This window comes from Martelella sp. AMO21009, assembly GCF_053484295.1.
Window position 1 is genome coordinate 318,329 of the sequence record NZ_JBAKFR010000002.1, and the last position, 19,385, is coordinate 337,713.

Here is a 19,385-nt window from a genome sequence, read left to right on the forward strand (position 1 = left end):
TTGCCGATCTCAAAAATTCTTGTCGCCAATCGTTCCGAAATCGCTATTCGCGTTTTTCGCGCTGCAAACGAACTGGATATCAAGACCGTTGCAATATGGGCGGAAGAAGACAAGCTGGCGCTCCACCGCTTCAAGGCGGATGAGAGCTATCAGGTCGGCCGCGGCCCCCATCTCGACCACGACATGGGCCCGATCGAAAGCTATCTGTCGATCGAGGAGGTAATCCGCGTCGCCAAGCTCTCCGGCGCCGATGCGATCCATCCGGGCTACGGCCTGCTCTCCGAAAGCCCCGAATTCGTCGATGCCTGCGAGGCCGCGGGCCTCACCTTCATCGGTCCCAAGGCCGAGACCATGCGCCGGCTCGGCAACAAGGTCGCCGCCCGTAACCTTGCGATCGAGGTCGGCGTGCCGGTGGTGCCCGCCACCGATCCGCTGCCCGACGACATGGACGAGGTCGCGCGCATGGCCGAGGAGGTCGGCTATCCGGTGATGCTCAAGGCGTCCTGGGGCGGCGGCGGCCGCGGCATGCGCGTCATCCGCGCCAAGGAAGACCTTGCCCGCGAGGTGACGGAGGCCAAGCGCGAGGCCAAGGCCGCCTTCGGCAAGGACGAGGTCTATCTCGAAAAGCTGGTGGAGCGCGCCCGCCACGTTGAAAGCCAGATTCTCGGCGACACCCATGGCAATGTCGTGCACCTGTTCGAACGCGACTGCTCGATCCAGCGCCGCAACCAGAAGGTCGTCGAGCGCGCGCCGGCGCCGTATCTCACCGAAGCGCAGCGCAAGGAACTCGCCGAATATTCGCTGAAGATCGGCCGGGCCACCAATTACATCGGCGCCGGCACGATCGAATATCTGATGGATGCCGATACCGGCAAATTCTACTTCATCGAGGTCAATCCGCGCATCCAGGTCGAGCATACCGTGACCGAGGTCGTCACCGGCATCGACATCGTCAAGGCGCAGATCCACATTCTCGATGGCCACCCGATCGGCGACGAGGCCGCGTCCGGCGTTCCGCCGCAGGAGGAGATCAAGCTGCGCGGCCATGCGCTGCAGTGCCGGATCACCACCGAGGACCCGGAGCATAATTTCATTCCCGATTACGGCCGCATCACCGCCTATCGCGGCGCGACCGGCTTCGGCATCCGGCTTGATGGCGGCACCGCCTATTCCGGCGCGGTGATCACCCGCTATTACGATCCGCTTCTGGAAAAGGTCACCGCCTGGGCGCCGACGCCCGAGGAGGCCGCGCGCCGGATGGACCGCGCGCTCCGGGAATTCCGCATTCGCGGGGTGGCGACCAACCTCACCTTCCTCGAGGCGATCATCACCCATCCGAAGTTCATGGATTACAGCTACACCACGCGTTTCATCGACGAAACGCCGGAACTGTTCGACCAGGTCAAGCGCGCCGACCGCGCCACCAAGCTGCTGACCTATCTCGCCGACGTCACCGTCAACGGTCATCCGGAAGCCAAGGGCCGGCCGAAGCCCGCCGAGGACATCGCCAAGCCGGTCGTGCCCTATATCGAGGGCGATCCGAAGCCCGGCACCAAGCAGCTTCTCGACGAGATGGGGCCGGAGAAATTCGCCAAGTGGATGCGCCACGAAAAGCGCGTGCTGATGACCGACACCACCATGCGCGATGGCCACCAGTCACTGCTCGCCACCCGCATGCGCACCCACGACATTGCCGCGATCGCCGGCACCTATGCCCGCGCGCTGCCGGAACTGCTGTCGCTGGAATGCTGGGGCGGCGCGACTTTCGATGTGTCGATGCGCTTCCTGACCGAGGACCCGTGGGAGCGTCTGGCGCTGGTGCGCGAGGCCGCGCCCAATCTGCTGCTGCAGATGCTGCTGCGCGGGGCCAACGGCGTCGGCTACACCAATTATCCCGACAATGTGGTGAAATATTTCGTCCGTCAGGCGGCCAAGGGCGGCATCGACCTGTTCCGCGTGTTCGACTGCCTGAACTGGGTAGAAAACATGCGCGTTTCGATGGATGCAGTCGCCGAGGAAGGCAAGCTCTGCGAGGCGGCGATCTGCTACACCGGCGACATCATGAACGCCAAGCGGCCGCAATATGACCTGAAATACTACACCAACCTGGCAAAGGAACTGGAAGCGGCGGGCGCCCATATCATCGCCGTCAAGGACATGGCCGGGCTCCTGAAGCCGGCGGCGGCAAAGCAGCTTTTCACCGCCCTGCGCGATGCCACCGAACTGCCGATCCACTTCCACACCCACGACACCTCCGGCATTTCGGCCGCCACCGTGCTGTCGGCGATCGATGCCGGCGTCGATGCCGTCGATGCGGCCATGGACGCGTTTTCCGGCAATACCTCGCAGCCCTGCCTCGGGTCGATCGTCGAGGCGCTGAAGGGTCACGAGCGCGATCCGGGGCTCGATACCGGCTATATCCGCCGCATCTCGTTCTACTGGGAGGCCGTGCGTCACCAGTACGCCGCGTTTGAAAGCGACCTCAAGGGGCCGGCATCGGAAGTCTATCTGCATGAAATGCCGGGCGGCCAGTTCACCAATCTCAAGGAGCAGGCGCGTTCGCTCGGCCTCGAATCCCGCTGGCACGAAGTGGCGCAGGCCTATGCCGACGCCAACCAGATGTTCGGCGATATCGTCAAGGTGACGCCGTCTTCCAAGGTGGTCGGCGATATGGCGCTGATGATGGTGAGCCAGGACCTTTCCGTTCCCGATGTCGAGAACCCGGCGAAGGACATTTCCTTCCCGGAATCGGTTATCTCCATGCTGAAGGGCGACCTCGGCCAGCCGCCGGCCGGCTGGCCGGAAGGGCTGCAGAAGAAGGCTCTGAAGAACGAAAAGCCCTATACCGTGCGCCCCGGCTCGCTGCTGGAGGACGCCGATCTCGACGCCCTGCGCAAGGAAGCGGAGGAAAAGATCGGCCGCGAGATCGATGATTTCGAACTGGCCTCCTACCTGATGTACCCGAAAGTGTTCGTCGACTACGCCATGGCGAGCGAGACTTATGGCCCCGTCTCGGTTCTGCCCACGCCCGCCTATTTCTACGGGCTTGACGAGGGCGACGAGCTGTTCGCCGATCTGGAGCGCGGCAAGACGCTGGTGATCCAGAACCAGGCGATCACCAGCGCCGACGAAAAGGGCATGGTCACCGTGTTCTTCGAGCTGAACGGCGCGCCGCGTTCGATCAAGGTGCCCGACCGGGCGCATGGCGCGGGCGCGGGCGTCAACCAGAAGGTGGACCCCACCAATGCCAACCAGGTCGGCGCGCCGATGCCGGGCGTCATCTCCACCGTCGGCGTCTCCGCCGGCCAGCAGGTCTCCGTCGGCGACGTTCTGGTCTCGATCGAGGCGATGAAGATGGAAACCGCGCTCCACGCCGATCGCGACGGCGTGATCAAGGAAGTCCACGTCAAGGCCGGCGACCAGATCGACGCCAAGGATCTGTTGGTGGTCTACGAGGGGTGAGGAACTCCCAAGCAGGTCAAAGGGCCGGAAATACCGTTCATCTGCCTGGAATCTCAGCGCGTTGGCAACCCCGTCTGCCTATCCTGTGTCATCCTCGGGCTTGACCCGAGGATCCAGGCCGGACTGCACAGTCTCGAAGATTACCATTCTGATCAATGGCTTGTGCTGCATGGATGCTCGGGTCAAGCCCGAGCATGACCCCTCTGGGCGGGAGCATCCGGGATCAGAAACACTGAAATTCGCGGCTTGATCAGCAGCCCGAGATCCCGGTCATTCGGCCGGGATCTTTTTGTTTGCGGAGGCGGCGGCGCGGCTCGCCGAGCGGCCGATCCAGAGGCTGGCGAGGACCAGAACGGCGCCGGCGACCTGCAGTGGGGACAGCGCCTGTCCGAGGATTATCCAGCCGAGCAGAACGGCGCTGAGCGGGCTCAGGAAACCGAGCAGGGCCGCCGGTCCCGGTCCAATGCGGGCGATGCCGCGAAACCAGAAGAAATAGGTGAGCGCCGCGCCGATCAGGCCCAGCCAGACGAGACCTGCAAAGGCCCTGCCGTCCGGTATCGGAAAGCCGGGCTCGATGGCAAGCGCCAGCGGCAGCAGCAGAAGGCCGCCCGTGGTCAATTGCCAGGCGGTCAGTGTCAGCGGCGCGACCGGGAACTGCCACCGGCGGGTGAGCACGGTGCCGAGCGCCATCGACAGCGCGCCCCCGAAAGCGGCGGCAACGCCGAGCGGATCGAGCGTGATCGTCGATGACAAAAGCAGCAGGGCCACGCCGACAAGCCCGCCGAGCGCGGCGACGACGGCGCGCGGCCGGATCGGCGCGCCGATCAGGCCCCGTGCCAGAAACAGCACGATCAACGGCTGCGTCGCGCCAAGCGTCGCGGCCACCCCGCCCGGAAGCCGGTAGGCGGCCACGAACAGCAGGCCCCAGAACAGGGTGAAATTCAGAAAACCGAGTACGAAGAGCTTCGGCAGCCATGCGGGCTTCGGCCATTGCCGGACAAGGACGAGCAGGATAAGGCCCGCCGGCAGCGCGCGTAGCAGGCTGACGGTCAGCGGGTAGCCATCCGGCAGCAGCTGGGTGGTCACGATATAGGTCGTGCCCCAGATGGCCGGCGCCAGAGCGGTCAACAGGAAATCGTATGGTTTCGGCATAATCGCCTCCATTTAGCTTGACGTCAAGCTATATCGAATTAGTTTGACGTCAAGTTATTTTTCCGACAAGCTTCGGCCATGGATCATGTCGACAGTATTCTGGCCGAGTGGCAGGCGGAGCGCCCGGACCTCGACGCCATGCCCATGGGCGTCATGGGCCGGCTGAAGCGGCTGCAGGTGCATCTCGCGCGCAATCTGGAAACGGTTTTCGCCCGCTACGGGCTGAATGCCGCCAGCTTCGACGTGCTGGCGACGCTGAGGCGTTCCGGTCCGCCCTATGCGCTTTCGCCATCGGCGCTGATGGACCGGACCATGGTGACCTCGGGCACCATGACCAACCGCCTCGACCGGCTGGAGGCGGCCGGCTTCATCGCCCGCCGCCGCAACCCGGAAGACGGTCGCGGCTTCTCCGTGGCGCTCACCGACAAGGGCTTCTCGCTGATCGACGAGGCCGTAACTGCCCATGTTGAAAATCAGCACAAGCTGATCGCAGCCCTCGACCCGGCCGAGCGCGCGGCGCTCGACGCCCTGCTGGCGCGGTGGCTGGCCGCGTTCGAGTAAGTCACTCTGATTTCAAGGGAAAGCAGCACGCATTCTCAGTTTGCGGACAAACGTCTCCCACATCCCGGGTCATCCTCGGGCTTGACCCGAGGATCCAGACCGCCTGGCAAGGGCTCGCCAGAAATCTTCGCAAATTCAGCGGTTTAAGCCGCCTGGATGCTCGGATCAAGTCCGAGCATGACTCAAGAACGACGGGCCAATGTCCCATGATGAACAAAGCCCATTGCTTTGCCAGCAGTTTGCCTTTCCATTTCTTCTTGCGCGCACATTTAATCCATATTATGCACGTTTATGCACGATTTGGGTGATGCATGAACGACTATCTCATTCGCGAGCGGCAGGACATCATCCTCGGACGCCTCAAGGCCTCGGGGCGGGTGCTGGCTGCCGATCTGGCGGCGGAATTCAAGGTTTCGGAAGACACGATCCGGCGCGATCTGCGCGATCTCGCCGCCCGCGGCCTGTGCGAGCGGGTCTATGGCGGAGCGCTGCCGATTGCGCCGGCGCGCGGAACGCTCGGCCACCGCAAGAGCCGCGATGCGGGCGAGAAGGAGATGCTCGGACGGATGCTGGCCGCCCAGATCGATGACGGCATGACGGTGTTTTTCGACGCCTCCAGCACCAATATCGCCGCCGCCCGCGCGCTCGCCGAAGACCGTGCGGTGACGGTCGTCACCAATGCGCCGGCGATCGCGACCGTCTTCGATGGGCGCGAAAGCCAGACGGTGATCATGATCGGCGGCATGATCCATCCCGAGGTCGGCGGCGCGATCGGCGCCAAGGCGATCGCCGAGCTGGAGCGCTTCCACTTCGATCTCTGCCTGATCGGCGCCTGCGGCCTCGATATCGACGCGGGGCTGACCTGCTTTCATTATGACGACGCGCTGTTCAAGCGCGAGGTCGCGCTCCATGCGCGCCGGGTAATCACCGCGGTGACAGCCGACAAGCTTGAAACCCGCGCGCCCTGCAGCGTGCTCGCGCTGGAAGCGCTGGACGGACTTGTGCTTGGGCCTGGCATCGCGCCCGAAAGCCGCGCCGCGCTGCTGCAGGCCGGCGTGAACCTGATTGAAACGACAGACGGAACAGCCGCCAGATGACCATTTCCACCATCGCGCCGCGCCCGCGCTACATGTCGAAGCCGCGGCTTGCGACCTCGCTGCTGTTCCTGATGAACGGCTTCGTGATGGGCTCCTGGGCGCCGAAAATTCCGGTCTTCGCCGAAAGGCTCGGCCTCTCCGAAAGCGGTCTCGGCCTGATGATCCTGACCTTCGGCGTCGGGTCGATGCTGGCGATGCCGTTCACCGGCGTGATGATCGCGAAATTCGGCTCCGCCCAGGTCGTCAAGGCCGTTGCCGCGATCTTCACCCCGATGCTGCTGCTCGTCAGCCTGGCCGGCACGATCCCGCTGGCCGTGCTGGCGCTGTTCGTGTTCGGCGGCCTGATGGCGGCGATGGATGTGGCGATGAACGGCAATGCCGTGGCTGTCGAAAAGGCCGAGGGACGGGCGATCATGTCGTCCTGCCATGCGTTCTGGAGCCTCGGCGGACTGATCGGCGCGGGCCTTGGCGGTCTGTTGATCTCCGCTATCGGCCCGCTCGGACACGCGCTGGCCGTTACCGTCATCGGGGCCGGGATGCTTGCCTTTGCCTTCCCGAAGATTTTTGGCGATGCGCCGGAGGAAAGCGTGCGACGGCAGAAGGTGCGTCTGCCGATGACGCCGCTGCCCTGGCTGATCGGCATCATGGCGCTGTTTTCGATGATCCCGGAAGGCGCGGTGCTGGACTGGAGCGCGGTCTATCTGCGTGACGAGCTCGGCATCACCCTGTTCGCCTCCGGTTTCGGTTACGCCGCCTTCCAACTCGCCATGACGATCATGCGCTTTGCCGGCGACCATGTGCGCGACCGCTTCGGCCCGGTCAACACGGTGCGCTTCTGCTCCGCCGCCTCGGTCGCCGGTCTTCTGTGCGTCGGGCTTGCGCCCAACCTGGCCGTGGTCATTATCGGTTTTGCGATCACGGGCGCGGGGATTTCCAATCTGGTGCCGGTGGCATTCTCGGCGGCGGGCAACCTGCCGGGTCTGCAGCCCGGGATCGGCCTTTCGGTCACCACAATGCTCGGCTATTCCGGCATTCTGGCAGCGCCCTCGCTGATCGGCTTCATCGCCGAGCATATCGGCTTCGCGCCGATCTTCACCGGCCTGTCATTGCTGCATGTCATCGTGTTCTTCATGGCGCCGATGGCGCGCTATGCCGAGCGCGAGCGCGAGAGTTGACAAGCGCGCGGCATTGTACCACCTGAAGGGCAATGGAATATCCGGAGAAGACCATGTCGCTCGCCCGCCCGAATTACGACCCGCTGCCGCGCCGCGCTTCCGTGGCCGTCGATGTCGGCGGTGTGATCGTCGGCGGCGGCGCGCCGGTGGTGGTGCAGTCGATGACCAACACCGACACCGCCGATATCGACGCGACCGTGGCCCAGGTCGCCGCCCTCTCCAAGGCCGGCTCCGAACTGGTGCGCATCACCGTGGACCGCGATGAGGCGGCCGCCGCCGTGCCGAAAATCCGCGACCGGCTGGAGCATCTCGGCCTCGACGTGCCGCTCGTCGGCGATTTCCACTATATCGGCCACAAGCTTCTGGCCGATCACCCGGCCTGCGCCGAGGCGCTTGCCAAATACCGCATCAATCCCGGCAATGTCGGTTTCAGGGACAAACGCGACAAGCAGTTCGCCGATATCATCGAGATGGCGATCCGCTACGACAAGCCGGTCCGGATCGGCGTCAACTGGGGCTCGCTCGACCAGGAACTGCTGACCCGGCTGATGGATGAGAACGCGGAAGCCGGCTCCCCGCTTTCGGCGCGCGACGTCACCCGCGAGGCGATCGTGCAATCGGCGCTGCTTTCCGCCGAGCTTGCCGAGGAGATCGGCCTGCCGAGGAACCGCATCATCCTCTCGGCCAAGGTCTCCCAGGTGCAGGATCTGATCGCGGTCTATTCAATGATCGCCGAACGCTCCGACCACGCCCTTCATCTCGGCCTCACCGAGGCCGGCATGGGCACCAAGGGCATCGTCGCGTCTTCCGCCTCCATGGGCTATGTGCTGCAGCACGGCATCGGCGACACCATCCGCGTGTCCCTGACGCCCGAACCCGGCGGCGACCGCACCCGCGAGGTGCAGGTGGCGCAGGAGCTGCTGCAGGTCATGGGTTTCCGCCAGTTCGTGCCGGTGGTCGCGGCCTGTCCCGGATGCGGGCGCACCACCTCGACGGTGTTCCAGGAGCTGGCCTCGAAGATCCAGTCCGACATCCGCAAGAACATGCCGGTCTGGCGCGAGAAATATCCGGGCGTCGAGGCGCTCAACGTCGCGGTGATGGGCTGCATCGTCAACGGTCCGGGCGAAAGCAAGCACGCCGATATCGGCATTTCGCTGCCCGGCACGGGCGAAACCCCCGCCGCCCCGGTCTTCGTGGACGGCAAGAAGGCCAAGACGCTGCGCGGCCCCAACATCGCCGCCGATTTCGAGGCGATGGTGGCGGATTATATCGAGCAGCGTTTCGGCGCGGGCAGGCAGGCGGCTGAATAGGGGAAGCGGCTCCGCTGTTTGGACGCTGGTACGTCCGGCATCAGGCCCATATCGGGTGCGCATTCCTGTCCTGTAACGGAAAACCTCGCAGCCACAATCTCTCCCCTTGAGGGAGAGATGCCCCGACAGGGGCAGAGAGGGGTGAACCCTATCCGAGAGCACGAAGTTTGCGGCTTATGCTCATACCCCTCTCTGTCGCTTTCGCGACATCTTCCCCTCAAGGGGGAAGATTATTGGAGCCTGACCGCTCCCTCAACTTTACCTTCCCCCACTCGTCTCCCGCACCACCAGCGTGACCGGCGACAGGTGCCGTTCCGGCGGGCGGTCGCCGGTTTCCAGCCAGGCAAGCATGGTCGCCGCCGCGTCGCGGCCGAAGGCGCCGATATCGCAGTGGACGGAGGAGAGTTTGGGGAAGGCCAGCGCGCATTCCTCGATATCGTCGAAGCCGATCAGCGCGATATCGCGGCCGACCGCGATCCCGGCCTCGGCAAAGCCGGCCATCATGCCAAGCGCCACCAGATCGTTGAAACAGAGCACGGCATCGATGCCCTGTCGGTCGGCCGCCAGTTTCAGCGCGGCCTCGCGGCCGAAGGCGCGGGTCGGGCGGCCGAGCAGCGTCACCGGTTCGCGATCGCCGAGAACCGCGCGGTAGCCCGCCATACGCTCCTGGGTCACCGCCCGGTCCGGCAGGCCGCCGACGAAGGCGATCTTCTGCGCGCCGCTTGAGACGAGATGGCGTGCTGCTTCAAGGCTTCCGGCCTCGTAATCGAGCGAGGCGAAGGGAAAACGGGCGGTATCGGGAGACGCCATGCGCAGCACCTGCAGCGCCGGCAGCCCGGCGCGGCCTATGCGTTCGAACACCGCGCCCTCATCGCCATAGGCCGGCGAGATGATCAGCGCCGAGACGCCGTGCTCCACCATGGAGGCGATCACCTGCGCCTGGATGCCGATATCCTCGTCAGTATTGGCGATCACGGTGGCGAAGCCGTGTTCGGCGAAGGTCATCTGGGCGCTCGCCGCGAATTCGGCAAAGAAGGGGTTGCGCAGGTCGTTGATGACGAGGCCGATCAGGCCGGCCTCCGCCCCGCGCAGGTTGGCGGCGGTGCGGTTATAGACATAGTTCAGCGCCTGCATCGATTGTTCGACGCGCGTTCGGGTGGCCTTCTTCACCAGCGGCGAGTTTTGCAGCACGAGCGAGACCGTCGATTTGGACACGCCCGCATGGCGGGCCACATCGATGATCGTCGGTCGTTTCGCCACTTCCTGTTCCCTTTGTCGCGCACCGCGTTTGTTGGCACGGGTGAGGCTATTTTTCTTTGATCGTCGCCTTCTTCTTGCGTCATGCTCGGGCTTGACCCGAGCATCCAGGCGACACGGAAAACGCTGCCTGGATCCTCGGGTCAAGCCCGAGGATGACTCGAAAGAAAGGGAGAACCCGCTAAAGCCGAAGCTTGCTTCATGCCCCCTTCCGGCACACTCCGCAAGCCCTCACAACCCATGCTCACGCGCAATCATGTCGGCGGCCTTTTCGCCGATCATGATGGCGGCGGCGTTGGTGTTGGAGGAAATCAGCGTCGGCATGATCGAGGCGTCGACGACGCGCAGGCCGCTGATGCCGTTGAATTTCAGCTCGGGATCGACCACGGCGCGGTCATCCGCGCCCATGCGGCAGGTGCCGGCGGGGTGGTGGTCGGTCTTGGCGTGACGGCAGGCATAGGCGAAATAATCGTCATCCGTCTTCACCGCCGGTCCCGGCAGCATTTCGCGCTTGATGAAGGGTTTGAGCGCATCCTGATGCATGATCTCCTGCGCCAGCTTCAGGCCGCGGATCGACATGTCCCGGTCATGGGGGTCGGCCCAGTAATTCGGGTCGATCAGCGGCGCATCGGCGGGATTTGCCGATTTCAGCCGCACCGAGCCGCGCGAACGCGGTCGCAGATAGGCGGAGTTCAGCGTGACACCGGGATTGACCATCTTCTCCACGCCCGCCTCGATGCCGGAGCCGAGGCCCAGATGAAACTGGATATCCGGCGAGCGCGCGTCCTGTTCCGCATACCAGAAGCCGCCGGTCTCGAACAGGCTGGAGGCAACGGGCCCCTTGCGGGTCAGCAGATATTGCAGGCCGGCCACCGCCGACCAGAACGGTTGGGCATATTTGTCATAGGTGAAATCGCCGGCGCATTCGAGAATGGTGAAGAGGTCGAGGTGATCCTGCAGGTTTTCGCCGACTTCCGGATGGTTGAAGACCGTCTCGATGCCGGCCGCGCGCAGATGGTCGGCCGGGCCGATGCCGGAGAGCATCAACAGCCGGGGAGAACCGATCGCGCCTGATGACAAGAGCACATCGCGGGAGGCGGTCAGCACCTCGCCGGAAGCGGTTTCGACACCGATCGCCTTGCCGCCTTCGACGCGGATACGGCGGGTCTCGACTCCGGTGCGGATGGTGAGGTTTTCGCGGCCGCGCGCCGCGCCGAGATAGGCCTTTGAGGCGGAGGAGCGTCGCGCATGTTTCTGCGTAAGCTGGTAGTAGCCGACGCCGTCCTGCGTCTCGCCGGTCATGTCGGCATTGAAGGGAATGCCGAGTTCGCCTGCGGCTTTGAAATAGGCCTCGCAGATCGGCAGCGGCGCCGAAGGCTTCGAAACGCCAAGCGGGCCGCCCTTGCCGTGATAGTCGTTGTCGAAGGTGTCGTTGTCCTCGGCCTTCTTGAAGAACGGCAACACATCGTCATAGCCCCAGCCGGTGCAGCCCATCTGCCGCCATTCATCGTAATCGAGCCGGTTGCCGCGGGTATAAATCTGGGCGTTGATGGTCGAGCCGCCGCCGATCACCTTGGCCTGCGTGAAGCGGATCGACATGTCGTTCATGTGCCGCTGCGGCACGGTGTGCCAGCCCCAGCTGCCGATGCCCTTGGTCATCTTGGCGAATCCAGCCGGCAGCGTATAGAACGGATGCCGATCCCCGCCGCCTGCTTCCAGCAGCAGCACTTTCACTTCCGGATTCTCGGAAAGCCGCGCCGCCAGCACGCAACCGGCCGAACCGCCGCCGACAACGATGAAATCATAGACCATGCAATGATCCTCCCGAGGGCGATTTAGCACAGGTTTAGGAACGTTCCAAATGAATTCCGCGCCCAGGGCCGGGATGATTGGTAATCGATGGCCTCGGTACTGCCCTGGCTAAAGTTGCCCCCCTGCGCGATTGGGGCGGATATTGCAAAATCACATTAAAAGATAACATATTCTCTTCACAATGATTGATTATGAGAGATCGCGATGTTAGTCATCGTTTATGAGATGCGAGGGACCTTCCGTTGAAACTCGATGATCGCCGCCGGGATATTGTCGACCTGCTGGTCGAGGAAGGCACGGTTTCGCTTGACGATCTGGCGACGCGCTTCGCCGTTTCGAAGATGACGATCCACCGCGATCTGGACGATCTCGAAGCCGAAGGCCTGTTGCGCAAGGTGCGCGGCGGGGCGACGATCGAGGCGAGCGGCCAGTTCGAAAGCGATTATCGCTACCGCGCGAAGATGGCGCCTGCGCTGAAAAGCGCGATCGCGCGCCGCGCCGCCGATTTCATCGAGCCGGGCATGAGCGTGATGGTGGATGACGGCTCGACGTCGGAAGCGGTCATCCCCTTTCTGATCGAGAAGCGGCCGTTGACGGTGATCACCAACAATCTTTCAATCATCAACGGGCTTTCGGGGCAGGGCGGCATCAGCCTGATCGCGCTCGGCGGTGATTTCTCGAAAAAATTCAACGGCTTCTTCGGGGTCATCACCACGGCCACGCTTGCCGACCTGCGCGCCGATATCGCGCTGATCACCAGTTCCTCGATCCATGGCCGCATCGCCTGCCATCAGGACCAGGAGGTGCTGCAGGTCAAGCGGGCGATGATGGCGGTCGCGCAGAAATCCTATCTGATGGCCGACCACAACAAGTTCGGCCGCACCGCCCTGCACCGGCTGGCGGACCTCGATGCCTTCGCCGGCGTGGTGACCAGCCGGGCGCTGCCGGAAGACCAGGCTGCGGAGCTCGCTAGCCAGGGCATAGAATTGTATTTCGCAGAGGAAGAATAAGCGATGGCACGGTTTGACCGGTTCTTTGTCGGAACCAGCTGGAAGATGAACAAGACGCTGTCCGAGGCCGTCGCCTATGCCGATGCACTCGCCGCGGCCGAAGGCGATGACCGCATCCAGCGCTTCGTCATCCCGCCCTTTACCGCGATCCGCGAGGTTAAGGCGCGGCTTTCGGGTGCCGATGTTCTGGTTGGCGCGCAGAACATGCACTGGGACGATCACGGCGCGTGGACCGGAGAGATTTCGCCGGTGATGCTTGCCGATTGCGGCATGGATATCGTTGAGCTCGGCCATTCGGAGCGGCGCGCCAATTTTGGCGAGACCGACGAGACCGTCGGGCTGAAGACCGAGGCCGCCGTGCGCCACGGCATGATCCCGCTGATCTGCATCGGCGAGACCGAGGCGGAAAAGGATGCCGGCCGCGCCGACGATGTGCTGCATACCCAGGTCGAGGCCGCGTTGTCGCGTCTCAGCGACGAGCAGAAACAGGCCGAAATCATCTTCGCCTACGAGCCGGTCTGGGCGATCGGCGAGCGCGGCCATCCGGCCACGCCCGATTATGCCGAAGCGCGCCAGGCCAAGATCATCGACACGACGCGGCTTGTGACCGGGCGTGAATTGCCCTGCCTCTATGGCGGCAGCGTCAACCCCGGAAACGCGGCCGAAATGATCGCCTGCGACCATGTCGACGGGCTGTTCATCGGCCGCTCCGCCTGGCATGTCGAGGGCTATCTCGACATTCTGGACCGGGTCGCGAAAGTCATCTGAACCACTTTTTATCGAGAGGAAAACACCATGAAGATTGCAGTTGCAGGAGACAGTGCGGGCGCGCCGCTCGCCAAGGTCATCGCCGAGCATTTGAGCGGCCGCGAAGGGTTCACCGTTTCCGAACTCAGCACCCCGCCCAATAATGGCACGGAATATTACGCCAACCTGGCCGACCGCGTCACCACCGGCATTCTGGACGGCACCTATGACCGGGCGATCCTGTGCTGCGGCACGGGCATCGGCGTCGCGATCTCGGCCAACAAGGTCCCCGGCATCCGCGCCGCCCAGACCCACGACACCTATTCGGCCGAACGCGCGGCACTCTCCAACAATGCCCAGGTCATCACCATGGGCGCGCGCGTGATCGGAACCGAACTCGCCAAATCGATCGCCGATGCTTATCTCGCCTCGGAATTCGACCCCAATGGCCGCTCCGCCGGCAATGTCCAGGCGATCAACGATCTGGACGCGAAGTATAACGCCAAGGGCTGATCTTTGGCGGGCACCGCTTTGTCGTGATCTCCTCCTCGTTGACGAGAGGAGATTGCTCAGGCTTTGCGACTTGCTCCAGCTATTCTCTCCCGCATGCGGGAGAGATACCCCCGAAAAGGGGAGTGAGGGTGAAGCAACGTATCCAATCGCGAGGGCGTTCGAGAGGAAAGGCTCCCCCTCACTGTCGCTTTCGCGACATCTCTCCCCTCCGGGGCGAGAAGATTGGGGGGCTATGCGATAGCTTCTGTATCAGCGGGGCGGCTGCACGCTGCGCCATCTTCGGTCTGAGTGATGCACTTAAAGCCTCACCCGGTTGACCGACCGCAGGTGTTCCTCCACCGTCGCGATTTCGGCCGCGCGGGCCTCCGCGCTCCAGCCGAGCACATCCCCAGCCACCCCTGCAATTCGTTCGATATCGCTCCTGTGCAGCCTGCCGGTGATGGCAAGCGTGGTGCGGCGCATGACGATGTCGGCGAGGTGGGTGACGAATTCGTTGCGGACGATCCAGTCTATCTCGGCCACGGAATATTCGCTGGCCTGCGGCAGGCGCTCCTGATTGCCGAAGCTCGCCTCATAGGCGGCGATGGCGCGGGCGGTGGTGCCGTAGCGGGTCAGCAGTTCATCGATCCGTTCTTCCGAAAGGCCGGTTGCGCGGGTCGCATCGGCAATCCATGCCCGCCGTGCCGCCGCGTCGGTCGGAAAATCCCTGCCGCCGCCGATCGGGCTTTTCTCGGTGGAAACCCGCCGCTCACGGCCGAGGCGTTCGAGAATGGCATCGGCGACCTCCTCGGCAAAACCCCGGAACGTGGTCCATTTTCCGCCAATCAGGGGGATGATCGCGAAATGCCGCGTCTCATCGGCCTCCAGAACCGGGGCGGAATGATCGCGGCTGATCAGGCCCGGAATATCGGCGTCGGAGGCCGGGAGCGGACGGATGCCGCTATAGGCGTAGACGATCTGGTCCTCGCCGATTTCGATCCCTGGAAGCAACGCCTTGAGGCTGTTGATGAAATAGGCGATCTCGTCATCCTCGCAGCGCACGTCATCGGGATTGTCGGCGGGGATATCGGTGGAGCCGGCCAGCGCAAGGCCGAGATATTCGTAGACCAGACAGATGCGCCCGTCATCGGCCTCGAAATAGATCATCCGCCCGGCAAGCCGCTTCACCAGTTCGTCATTGCGCAGCAGCACATGGGAGCCTTTGGTGCCGCCGATCAGCTTCGTCTCAAGGCCGAGCATGGCATTGACGTGGTCGATCCAGGGGCCGGCGGCGTTGACCACAAGGCCCGGCTTGACTGTCTGGGTCTCGCCCGCTTCGGTTTCAAAGACGATCCGGTCGGCGTCCGCAGCGCGGATGGTGGTGGCGTTGAGGGCTGCCGAGCCGGGGTTGGCCGCAAGCCCGTCGCGGATCATTTCCATGACGAGGCGTTCGGGCTGGGTGATGCGGGCATCGTAATAGGTGCCGGCGGCGACGATCGTATCCGTCAGCCCCGGCATGTCGGAGAGCGCCTTTCGTTTGCCGACAAGCTTGTGACGCGGCATCACCCGGTGGCGCGCGCCGTAGAAATCGTAGAGCCAGAGCCCGATCTTGACGAGGATTGCCCCACGGCTGCGCGGCGCACTGGTGGAGCCGAACAGCGTGCGGATCGCCGCCCAGATACCCTTGGTCCAGGAAAAGATCGGGATCATGGTCGGCAGCGGCTCGACGCAATGGGGCGCGTTGCGCAGCAGCAGGTTGCGCTCCAGCGTCGACTGAGCGACGAGGCCGAATTCGCCGGTCTCGAGATATTTCAGCCCGCCATGAATCAGCCGCGAGGGGGCGGCGCTGGTGCCGGCGCCGAAATCGGCCTTCTCGGTGATCAGGCAGTTCACGCCCTGCAGCGAGAGGTCGCGGAACAGGCCGGCGCCGTTGACGCCCGCACCGATGATGACCACGTCGAAGGCGGTGTCGTCGCTCATTTGGAAGCGCCCTTCACGATCTGGAGATTGACCCCTGCCTTTCGCAGCCGCTCGATTTCGCCCGGATCAAGGCTGTCGGTCACGATCACGGTGTCGAAGGCGGTGAGATCGCCGAACACGTTGAGGGCGACCTTGCCGAACTTGGTATGGTCGGCAAGCAGGATGGATTTGCTGGCGGAGGCGACCATCGTCTGCTTCACGCGCGCGACCTGCTGGTCCTGGATGAAGGCGGTGGTGCCCTCGATCGCGGAGGCCGAGCAGATCAGAAGATCGGCCCTGAGCGCCTCGATCGCGCGCAGGCAGATATGGTCGATATAGGCATTGTAGGTGTGGTGATACTGGCCGCCGAGGCAGATGAAATCGACCACGTCGGCATCGACAAGCGCGTTCGCCACCGCGACGCTGTTGGAGATCACGGTCAGCGGATCGATCTCGTTGAGGAACGGCGCGATCGCGCCGGCGGTGGTGGAATCATCCAGAAAGATCACCTGGCCGGGCTCGATATGGGCGAGCGCCGCTTTTGCCAGCGCCTGCTTTTCGGCGGTGGCCACTGTGGCGCGGTAGCGGTGCAGGCTTTCGTAGATGCCCGAGGGCTGGGCGCTGACCGCGCCGTGCAGCTTGCGCAGCACGCCCTTGGCGGCGAGCTGGTCGATATGGCGGTGGATCGTCATGCGCGACACGCCGAAATGCTCGACCAGCTTGTCGATGCGCACCTGGCCGTGGGCGATGACGTAATCCGCGATTTCCTCGCGTCGGCTGTCTGCCGTGGTCATTGTCCGTTCTCCCTGTCGCCAAGCGCTTCCAGTGCATGCCAATGCGGTTTCAGCGCCTCCGAGATATCCCGGTAGACCGCAAAGCGGCGGTCATAGGCCGCAGCCCTTTCGGCATCCGGTCGGAATGTCCGGCCGAGGGCGTCGAGATCGCGCGGATCGTCGGTTGGGCTTTTGTAAAGCCCGACGCTCGCGCCGGCGCACAGCGCCGCGCCCCAGGCGGCGGCCTCCTCGGTCGCTGTCACGGTGACCGGGTGGTTGAGAATATCGGCGAACATCTGGGCAAAGGTGGCGTTGCGCGAGATGCCGCCGGTGAGCCGCACCTCCTCATACGGAAAGCCGTCCTCCAGCGCGTCGACATGTTCGCGGTGGTTGAAGGCAATGCCTTCCAGCACCGCCTTCAGCATGTCGCCGCGATTGTGCCAGCCGTGCAGACCGACGAAGGAGCCGCTACTGGGAGCTCCATGGGGCGAGCCGAAGAGATAGGGATGAAACAGCAGGCTGGAGGGACGCGCGATCGCGGCCTCGATCTCGCCGGCAAGCGCCTCATGGATCGGCGGCCCTCCGGAGGCGGCCTTGTCATGGTCCCCCTGGCAGAGCGTGTCGAGGAACCAGTCGTAATTGGCAGCGGATGCCGGCGAAATCGACATCGCGTTCCACTGGCCTGGTTCGATGGCGTTGCGGCAGAACCAGCGCGGATCGGTGAGCGGCCTGTCCGATACAATCTCGTTGATCGAATAGGTCCCGGCGACGACGCCCATGACGCCGCTTTTCTGCGCGCCGATCCCGAGCGCCGATGCCGTCACGTCATGAAGCCCGGCGGCCACCGGCGTTCCGGCGGCAAGGCCGGTGGCGCGGGCCGCCTCCGCGGTGACATGGCCGATGATTGCGGCGGAATACGCGCTCGGGGCAAGCTGCTCAAAAATCTCCTCAAGATCGTAGAGTTCGGCGGCGGCGCGGGAATAGTCCTGGGTGTTCACATCGGTGAACGAGGTGCTGGCCTCGGTGCGGTCGGTGCCGACATGGCCGGTCAGACAGAAGGTCAGCCAGTCCTTGCAGCCGAGCACCGCGCCGATGCGGGCGTAGCGTTCAGGCTGACGGCGCCTGATCCAGGCAAGCAGCGCCGAGGGGGCGGAGAGATGCGGACGCTGCCCGGTCAGCGCCAGCGCCTTGTCGGCCGTGCCGTCCTTCTCCCATGCAGCGATGATGTCGCCGGCGCGGCTGTCGAGCGAGAGGATGCCGGGGCCGAGCGGCCTGTTGTCGTCATCGAGCAGATAGAGCCCATCGCCATGGGCAGTTGCGGCAATGGCGGCGATATCGGAGCCGGGGCGGCCGCTGAGCGAAATGGCTTCGGCAATCGCCTCGGCAGTGGCGCGCCACAACCCGTCCATGTCGCGCTCGACAAAGCGCGGCTCGGGCATCGATTGCGGAACGCGGCGGCGGGCGACGGAAAGCACCGTCCCGTCCGTGTCGAACAATACGGCCTTGGTGACCGTGAGGCCGTTATCAATTCCAAGAAGACTCGGCATGGGACGCTCCGATGACCGTATCGGTCAAAATTAACGGAATAATTTGATAAATTAATACCAAGGAGCGTTACATAGAGTCAATTATATCATTTCGACTGCTTATCGGTCTTGCGCGGCGCGACGACCACATTGATGCCCTTGGCATGCATTCGCTTGATATGGGCGGGTGGCGTGCCGTCATCGACGATGACGGTGTCGAAATCCGTCAGCGCGGCGAGGCTGTGCAGCGCGCGGCGCTCGAACTTGGTGTGGTCCGCGAGCAGTATGCGCTTCGAGGCGGCGTCCAGCATGGCGCGCTTGGCGTCGATCATTTCGGAGGACTGGTGAAACACCATGTCGTCGGTGATCGCGGCCATCGACAGAAACACGGTATCGGCGCGCAGATTGGCAATCTCGTTGGTGGTCATGCGGCCAAGAAAGGCGTTGCACCAGTTGCGGAACTCGCCGCCGAGCGCCAGCAGCGTGATATCGCGCAGACCGCGCAGCTCGTTCATCATCGTCAGCGAATTGGTGATCACCGTCAGCGGCGCATGGTCCTGCAGATGCGGCACCATGTGGAGAACCGTGGTGGAATCATCCACGAAGATCGCCTGACCCGGTTCGATGAAGCTTGCCGCGGCGGCGGCGATCGCGGCCTTTTCCGGCGACTGGCGGCTGGAGCGGTAGACGTCGCTCGCCTCGATCAGGCTTGTCGGCGCGGCCGACACCGTGCCGCGCGTCTTGCGCAACAGGCCACGGCTTACCAGATCGTCGAGGTCGCGATGGGCCGTCATCAGGCTGATGCCGAAACGCTCGGTCAGATCCTCGATCCGCATCGGCCCTTCCAGCATCACGGTTTCGGTGATCAGCTGGCGGCGGGCGAGTTGGCGGGCCTGTCTGGAATCGGAGGGCATCTCCTCCGACATCAGATGATCCATGGCGTCGTTGCTCTGACTCGTCATTCCCGTTCCCGTCGGCGGCATTGGTCTCGCGGCTGAAGGATGTTGTTATAGGCGGCCCGGTCGCTGAGGTGAATGCCTTTCGCAGGCGGC

The 19,385-nt window shown here is 64.0% G+C and carries 15 protein-coding genes; 8 read left to right on the top strand and 7 right to left on the bottom strand.

Translation table 11 applies throughout. The annotated features are described in order from the left end of the window. On the top strand, window positions 1–3,462 hold the full coding sequence (pyc, locus tag V6766_RS03730) for a pyruvate carboxylase (protein WP_448463722.1): 3,462 nt from the start codon (window positions 1–3) through the stop codon (window positions 3,460–3,462). A gap of 270 nt (window positions 3,463–3,732) precedes the next feature. Here pyc and V6766_RS03735 read toward each other — a convergent pair whose 3' ends face one another. Beyond that, window positions 3,733–4,614 carry an EamA family transporter gene (locus V6766_RS03735; protein WP_448463724.1) on the bottom strand — a complete coding sequence of 294 codons (882 nt, stop codon included), beginning with the start codon at window positions 4,612–4,614 and terminating at the stop codon, window positions 3,733–3,735. A gap of 78 nt (window positions 4,615–4,692) precedes the next feature. On the opposite strand from V6766_RS03735, the gene V6766_RS03740 reads away from it, so the two are divergent. From V6766_RS03740 to ispG, 4 genes are all read left to right on the top strand, one after another. After that, the gene (locus V6766_RS03740) at window positions 4,693–5,175 is read left to right on the top strand and encodes a MarR family winged helix-turn-helix transcriptional regulator (RefSeq protein ID WP_347446368.1); all 483 of its coding nucleotides are present in this window, start codon (window positions 4,693–4,695) and stop codon (window positions 5,173–5,175) included. A 311-nt stretch (window positions 5,176–5,486) separates the two neighbouring features. Next, a complete protein-coding gene (locus V6766_RS03745) occupies window positions 5,487–6,272 on the top strand; it encodes a DeoR/GlpR family DNA-binding transcription regulator (protein ID WP_448463726.1) in 786 nt (261 codons plus the stop codon). Continuing rightward, window positions 6,269–7,447, top strand: coding sequence for an MFS transporter (locus tag V6766_RS03750; RefSeq protein WP_448463728.1), 1,179 nt, complete (start codon window positions 6,269–6,271; stop codon window positions 7,445–7,447). Before V6766_RS03745 ends, V6766_RS03750 begins: the two co-directional genes overlap by 4 nt. Before the next feature lie 53 nt (window positions 7,448–7,500). Further along, window positions 7,501–8,757, top strand: a complete 1,257-nt coding sequence (ispG, locus tag V6766_RS03755; RefSeq protein WP_448463730.1) for a flavodoxin-dependent (E)-4-hydroxy-3-methylbut-2-enyl-diphosphate synthase — start codon at window positions 7,501–7,503, stop codon at window positions 8,755–8,757. A gap of 258 nt (window positions 8,758–9,015) precedes the next feature. Here the strand turns inward: ispG and V6766_RS03760 are convergent, their stop codons facing one another. Together V6766_RS03760 and V6766_RS03765 are read right to left on the bottom strand one after the other, a co-directional pair. After that, entirely contained in the window at window positions 9,016–10,017 is a 1,002-nt protein-coding gene (locus tag V6766_RS03760; protein WP_448463732.1) for a LacI family DNA-binding transcriptional regulator, read from the bottom strand. Between the two features lie 228 nt (window positions 10,018–10,245). After that, the gene (locus V6766_RS03765; protein ID WP_448463734.1) at window positions 10,246–11,826 is read right to left on the bottom strand and encodes a GMC family oxidoreductase; all 1,581 of its coding nucleotides are present in this window, start codon (window positions 11,824–11,826) and stop codon (window positions 10,246–10,248) included. Between the two features lie 242 nt (window positions 11,827–12,068). On the opposite strand from V6766_RS03765, the gene V6766_RS03770 reads away from it, so the two are divergent. The 3 genes from V6766_RS03770 to derI are packed head-to-tail and all read left to right on the top strand — an operon-like array spanning window position 12,069 to window position 14,096. Then, a complete protein-coding gene (locus V6766_RS03770) occupies window positions 12,069–12,836 on the top strand; it encodes a DeoR/GlpR family DNA-binding transcription regulator (protein WP_448463736.1) in 768 nt (255 codons plus the stop codon). A 3-nt stretch (window positions 12,837–12,839) separates the two neighbouring features. Beyond that, window positions 12,840–13,604, top strand: a complete 765-nt coding sequence (locus V6766_RS03775) for a triose-phosphate isomerase (RefSeq protein ID WP_448463738.1) — start codon at window positions 12,840–12,842, stop codon at window positions 13,602–13,604. A gap of 27 nt (window positions 13,605–13,631) precedes the next feature. Continuing rightward, window positions 13,632–14,096, top strand: coding sequence for a D-erythrulose-4-phosphate isomerase (gene derI / locus V6766_RS03780; RefSeq protein WP_448463740.1), 465 nt, complete (start codon window positions 13,632–13,634; stop codon window positions 14,094–14,096). A gap of 297 nt (window positions 14,097–14,393) precedes the next feature. Here the strand turns inward: derI and V6766_RS03785 are convergent, their stop codons facing one another. From V6766_RS03785 to V6766_RS03800, 4 genes are all read right to left on the bottom strand, one after another. Continuing rightward, on the bottom strand, window positions 14,394–16,055 hold the full coding sequence (locus V6766_RS03785; protein WP_448463742.1) for a glycerol-3-phosphate dehydrogenase/oxidase: 1,662 nt from the start codon (window positions 16,053–16,055) through the stop codon (window positions 14,394–14,396). Next, complete coding sequence (locus V6766_RS03790; RefSeq protein ID WP_448463744.1) at window positions 16,052–16,828, bottom strand: DeoR/GlpR family DNA-binding transcription regulator; 777 nt, start codon at window positions 16,826–16,828, stop codon at window positions 16,052–16,054. The genes V6766_RS03785 and V6766_RS03790 overlap by 4 nt, the downstream gene beginning before the upstream one ends. After that, the gene (locus V6766_RS03795) at window positions 16,825–18,354 is read right to left on the bottom strand and encodes an FGGY-family carbohydrate kinase (protein ID WP_448463746.1); all 1,530 of its coding nucleotides are present in this window, start codon (window positions 18,352–18,354) and stop codon (window positions 16,825–16,827) included. The genes V6766_RS03790 and V6766_RS03795 overlap by 4 nt, the downstream gene beginning before the upstream one ends. Before the next feature lie 86 nt (window positions 18,355–18,440). Next, entirely contained in the window at window positions 18,441–19,295 is an 855-nt protein-coding gene (locus V6766_RS03800) for a DeoR/GlpR family DNA-binding transcription regulator (protein ID WP_448463748.1), read from the bottom strand. Window positions 19,296–19,385 lie beyond the last annotated feature (90 nt).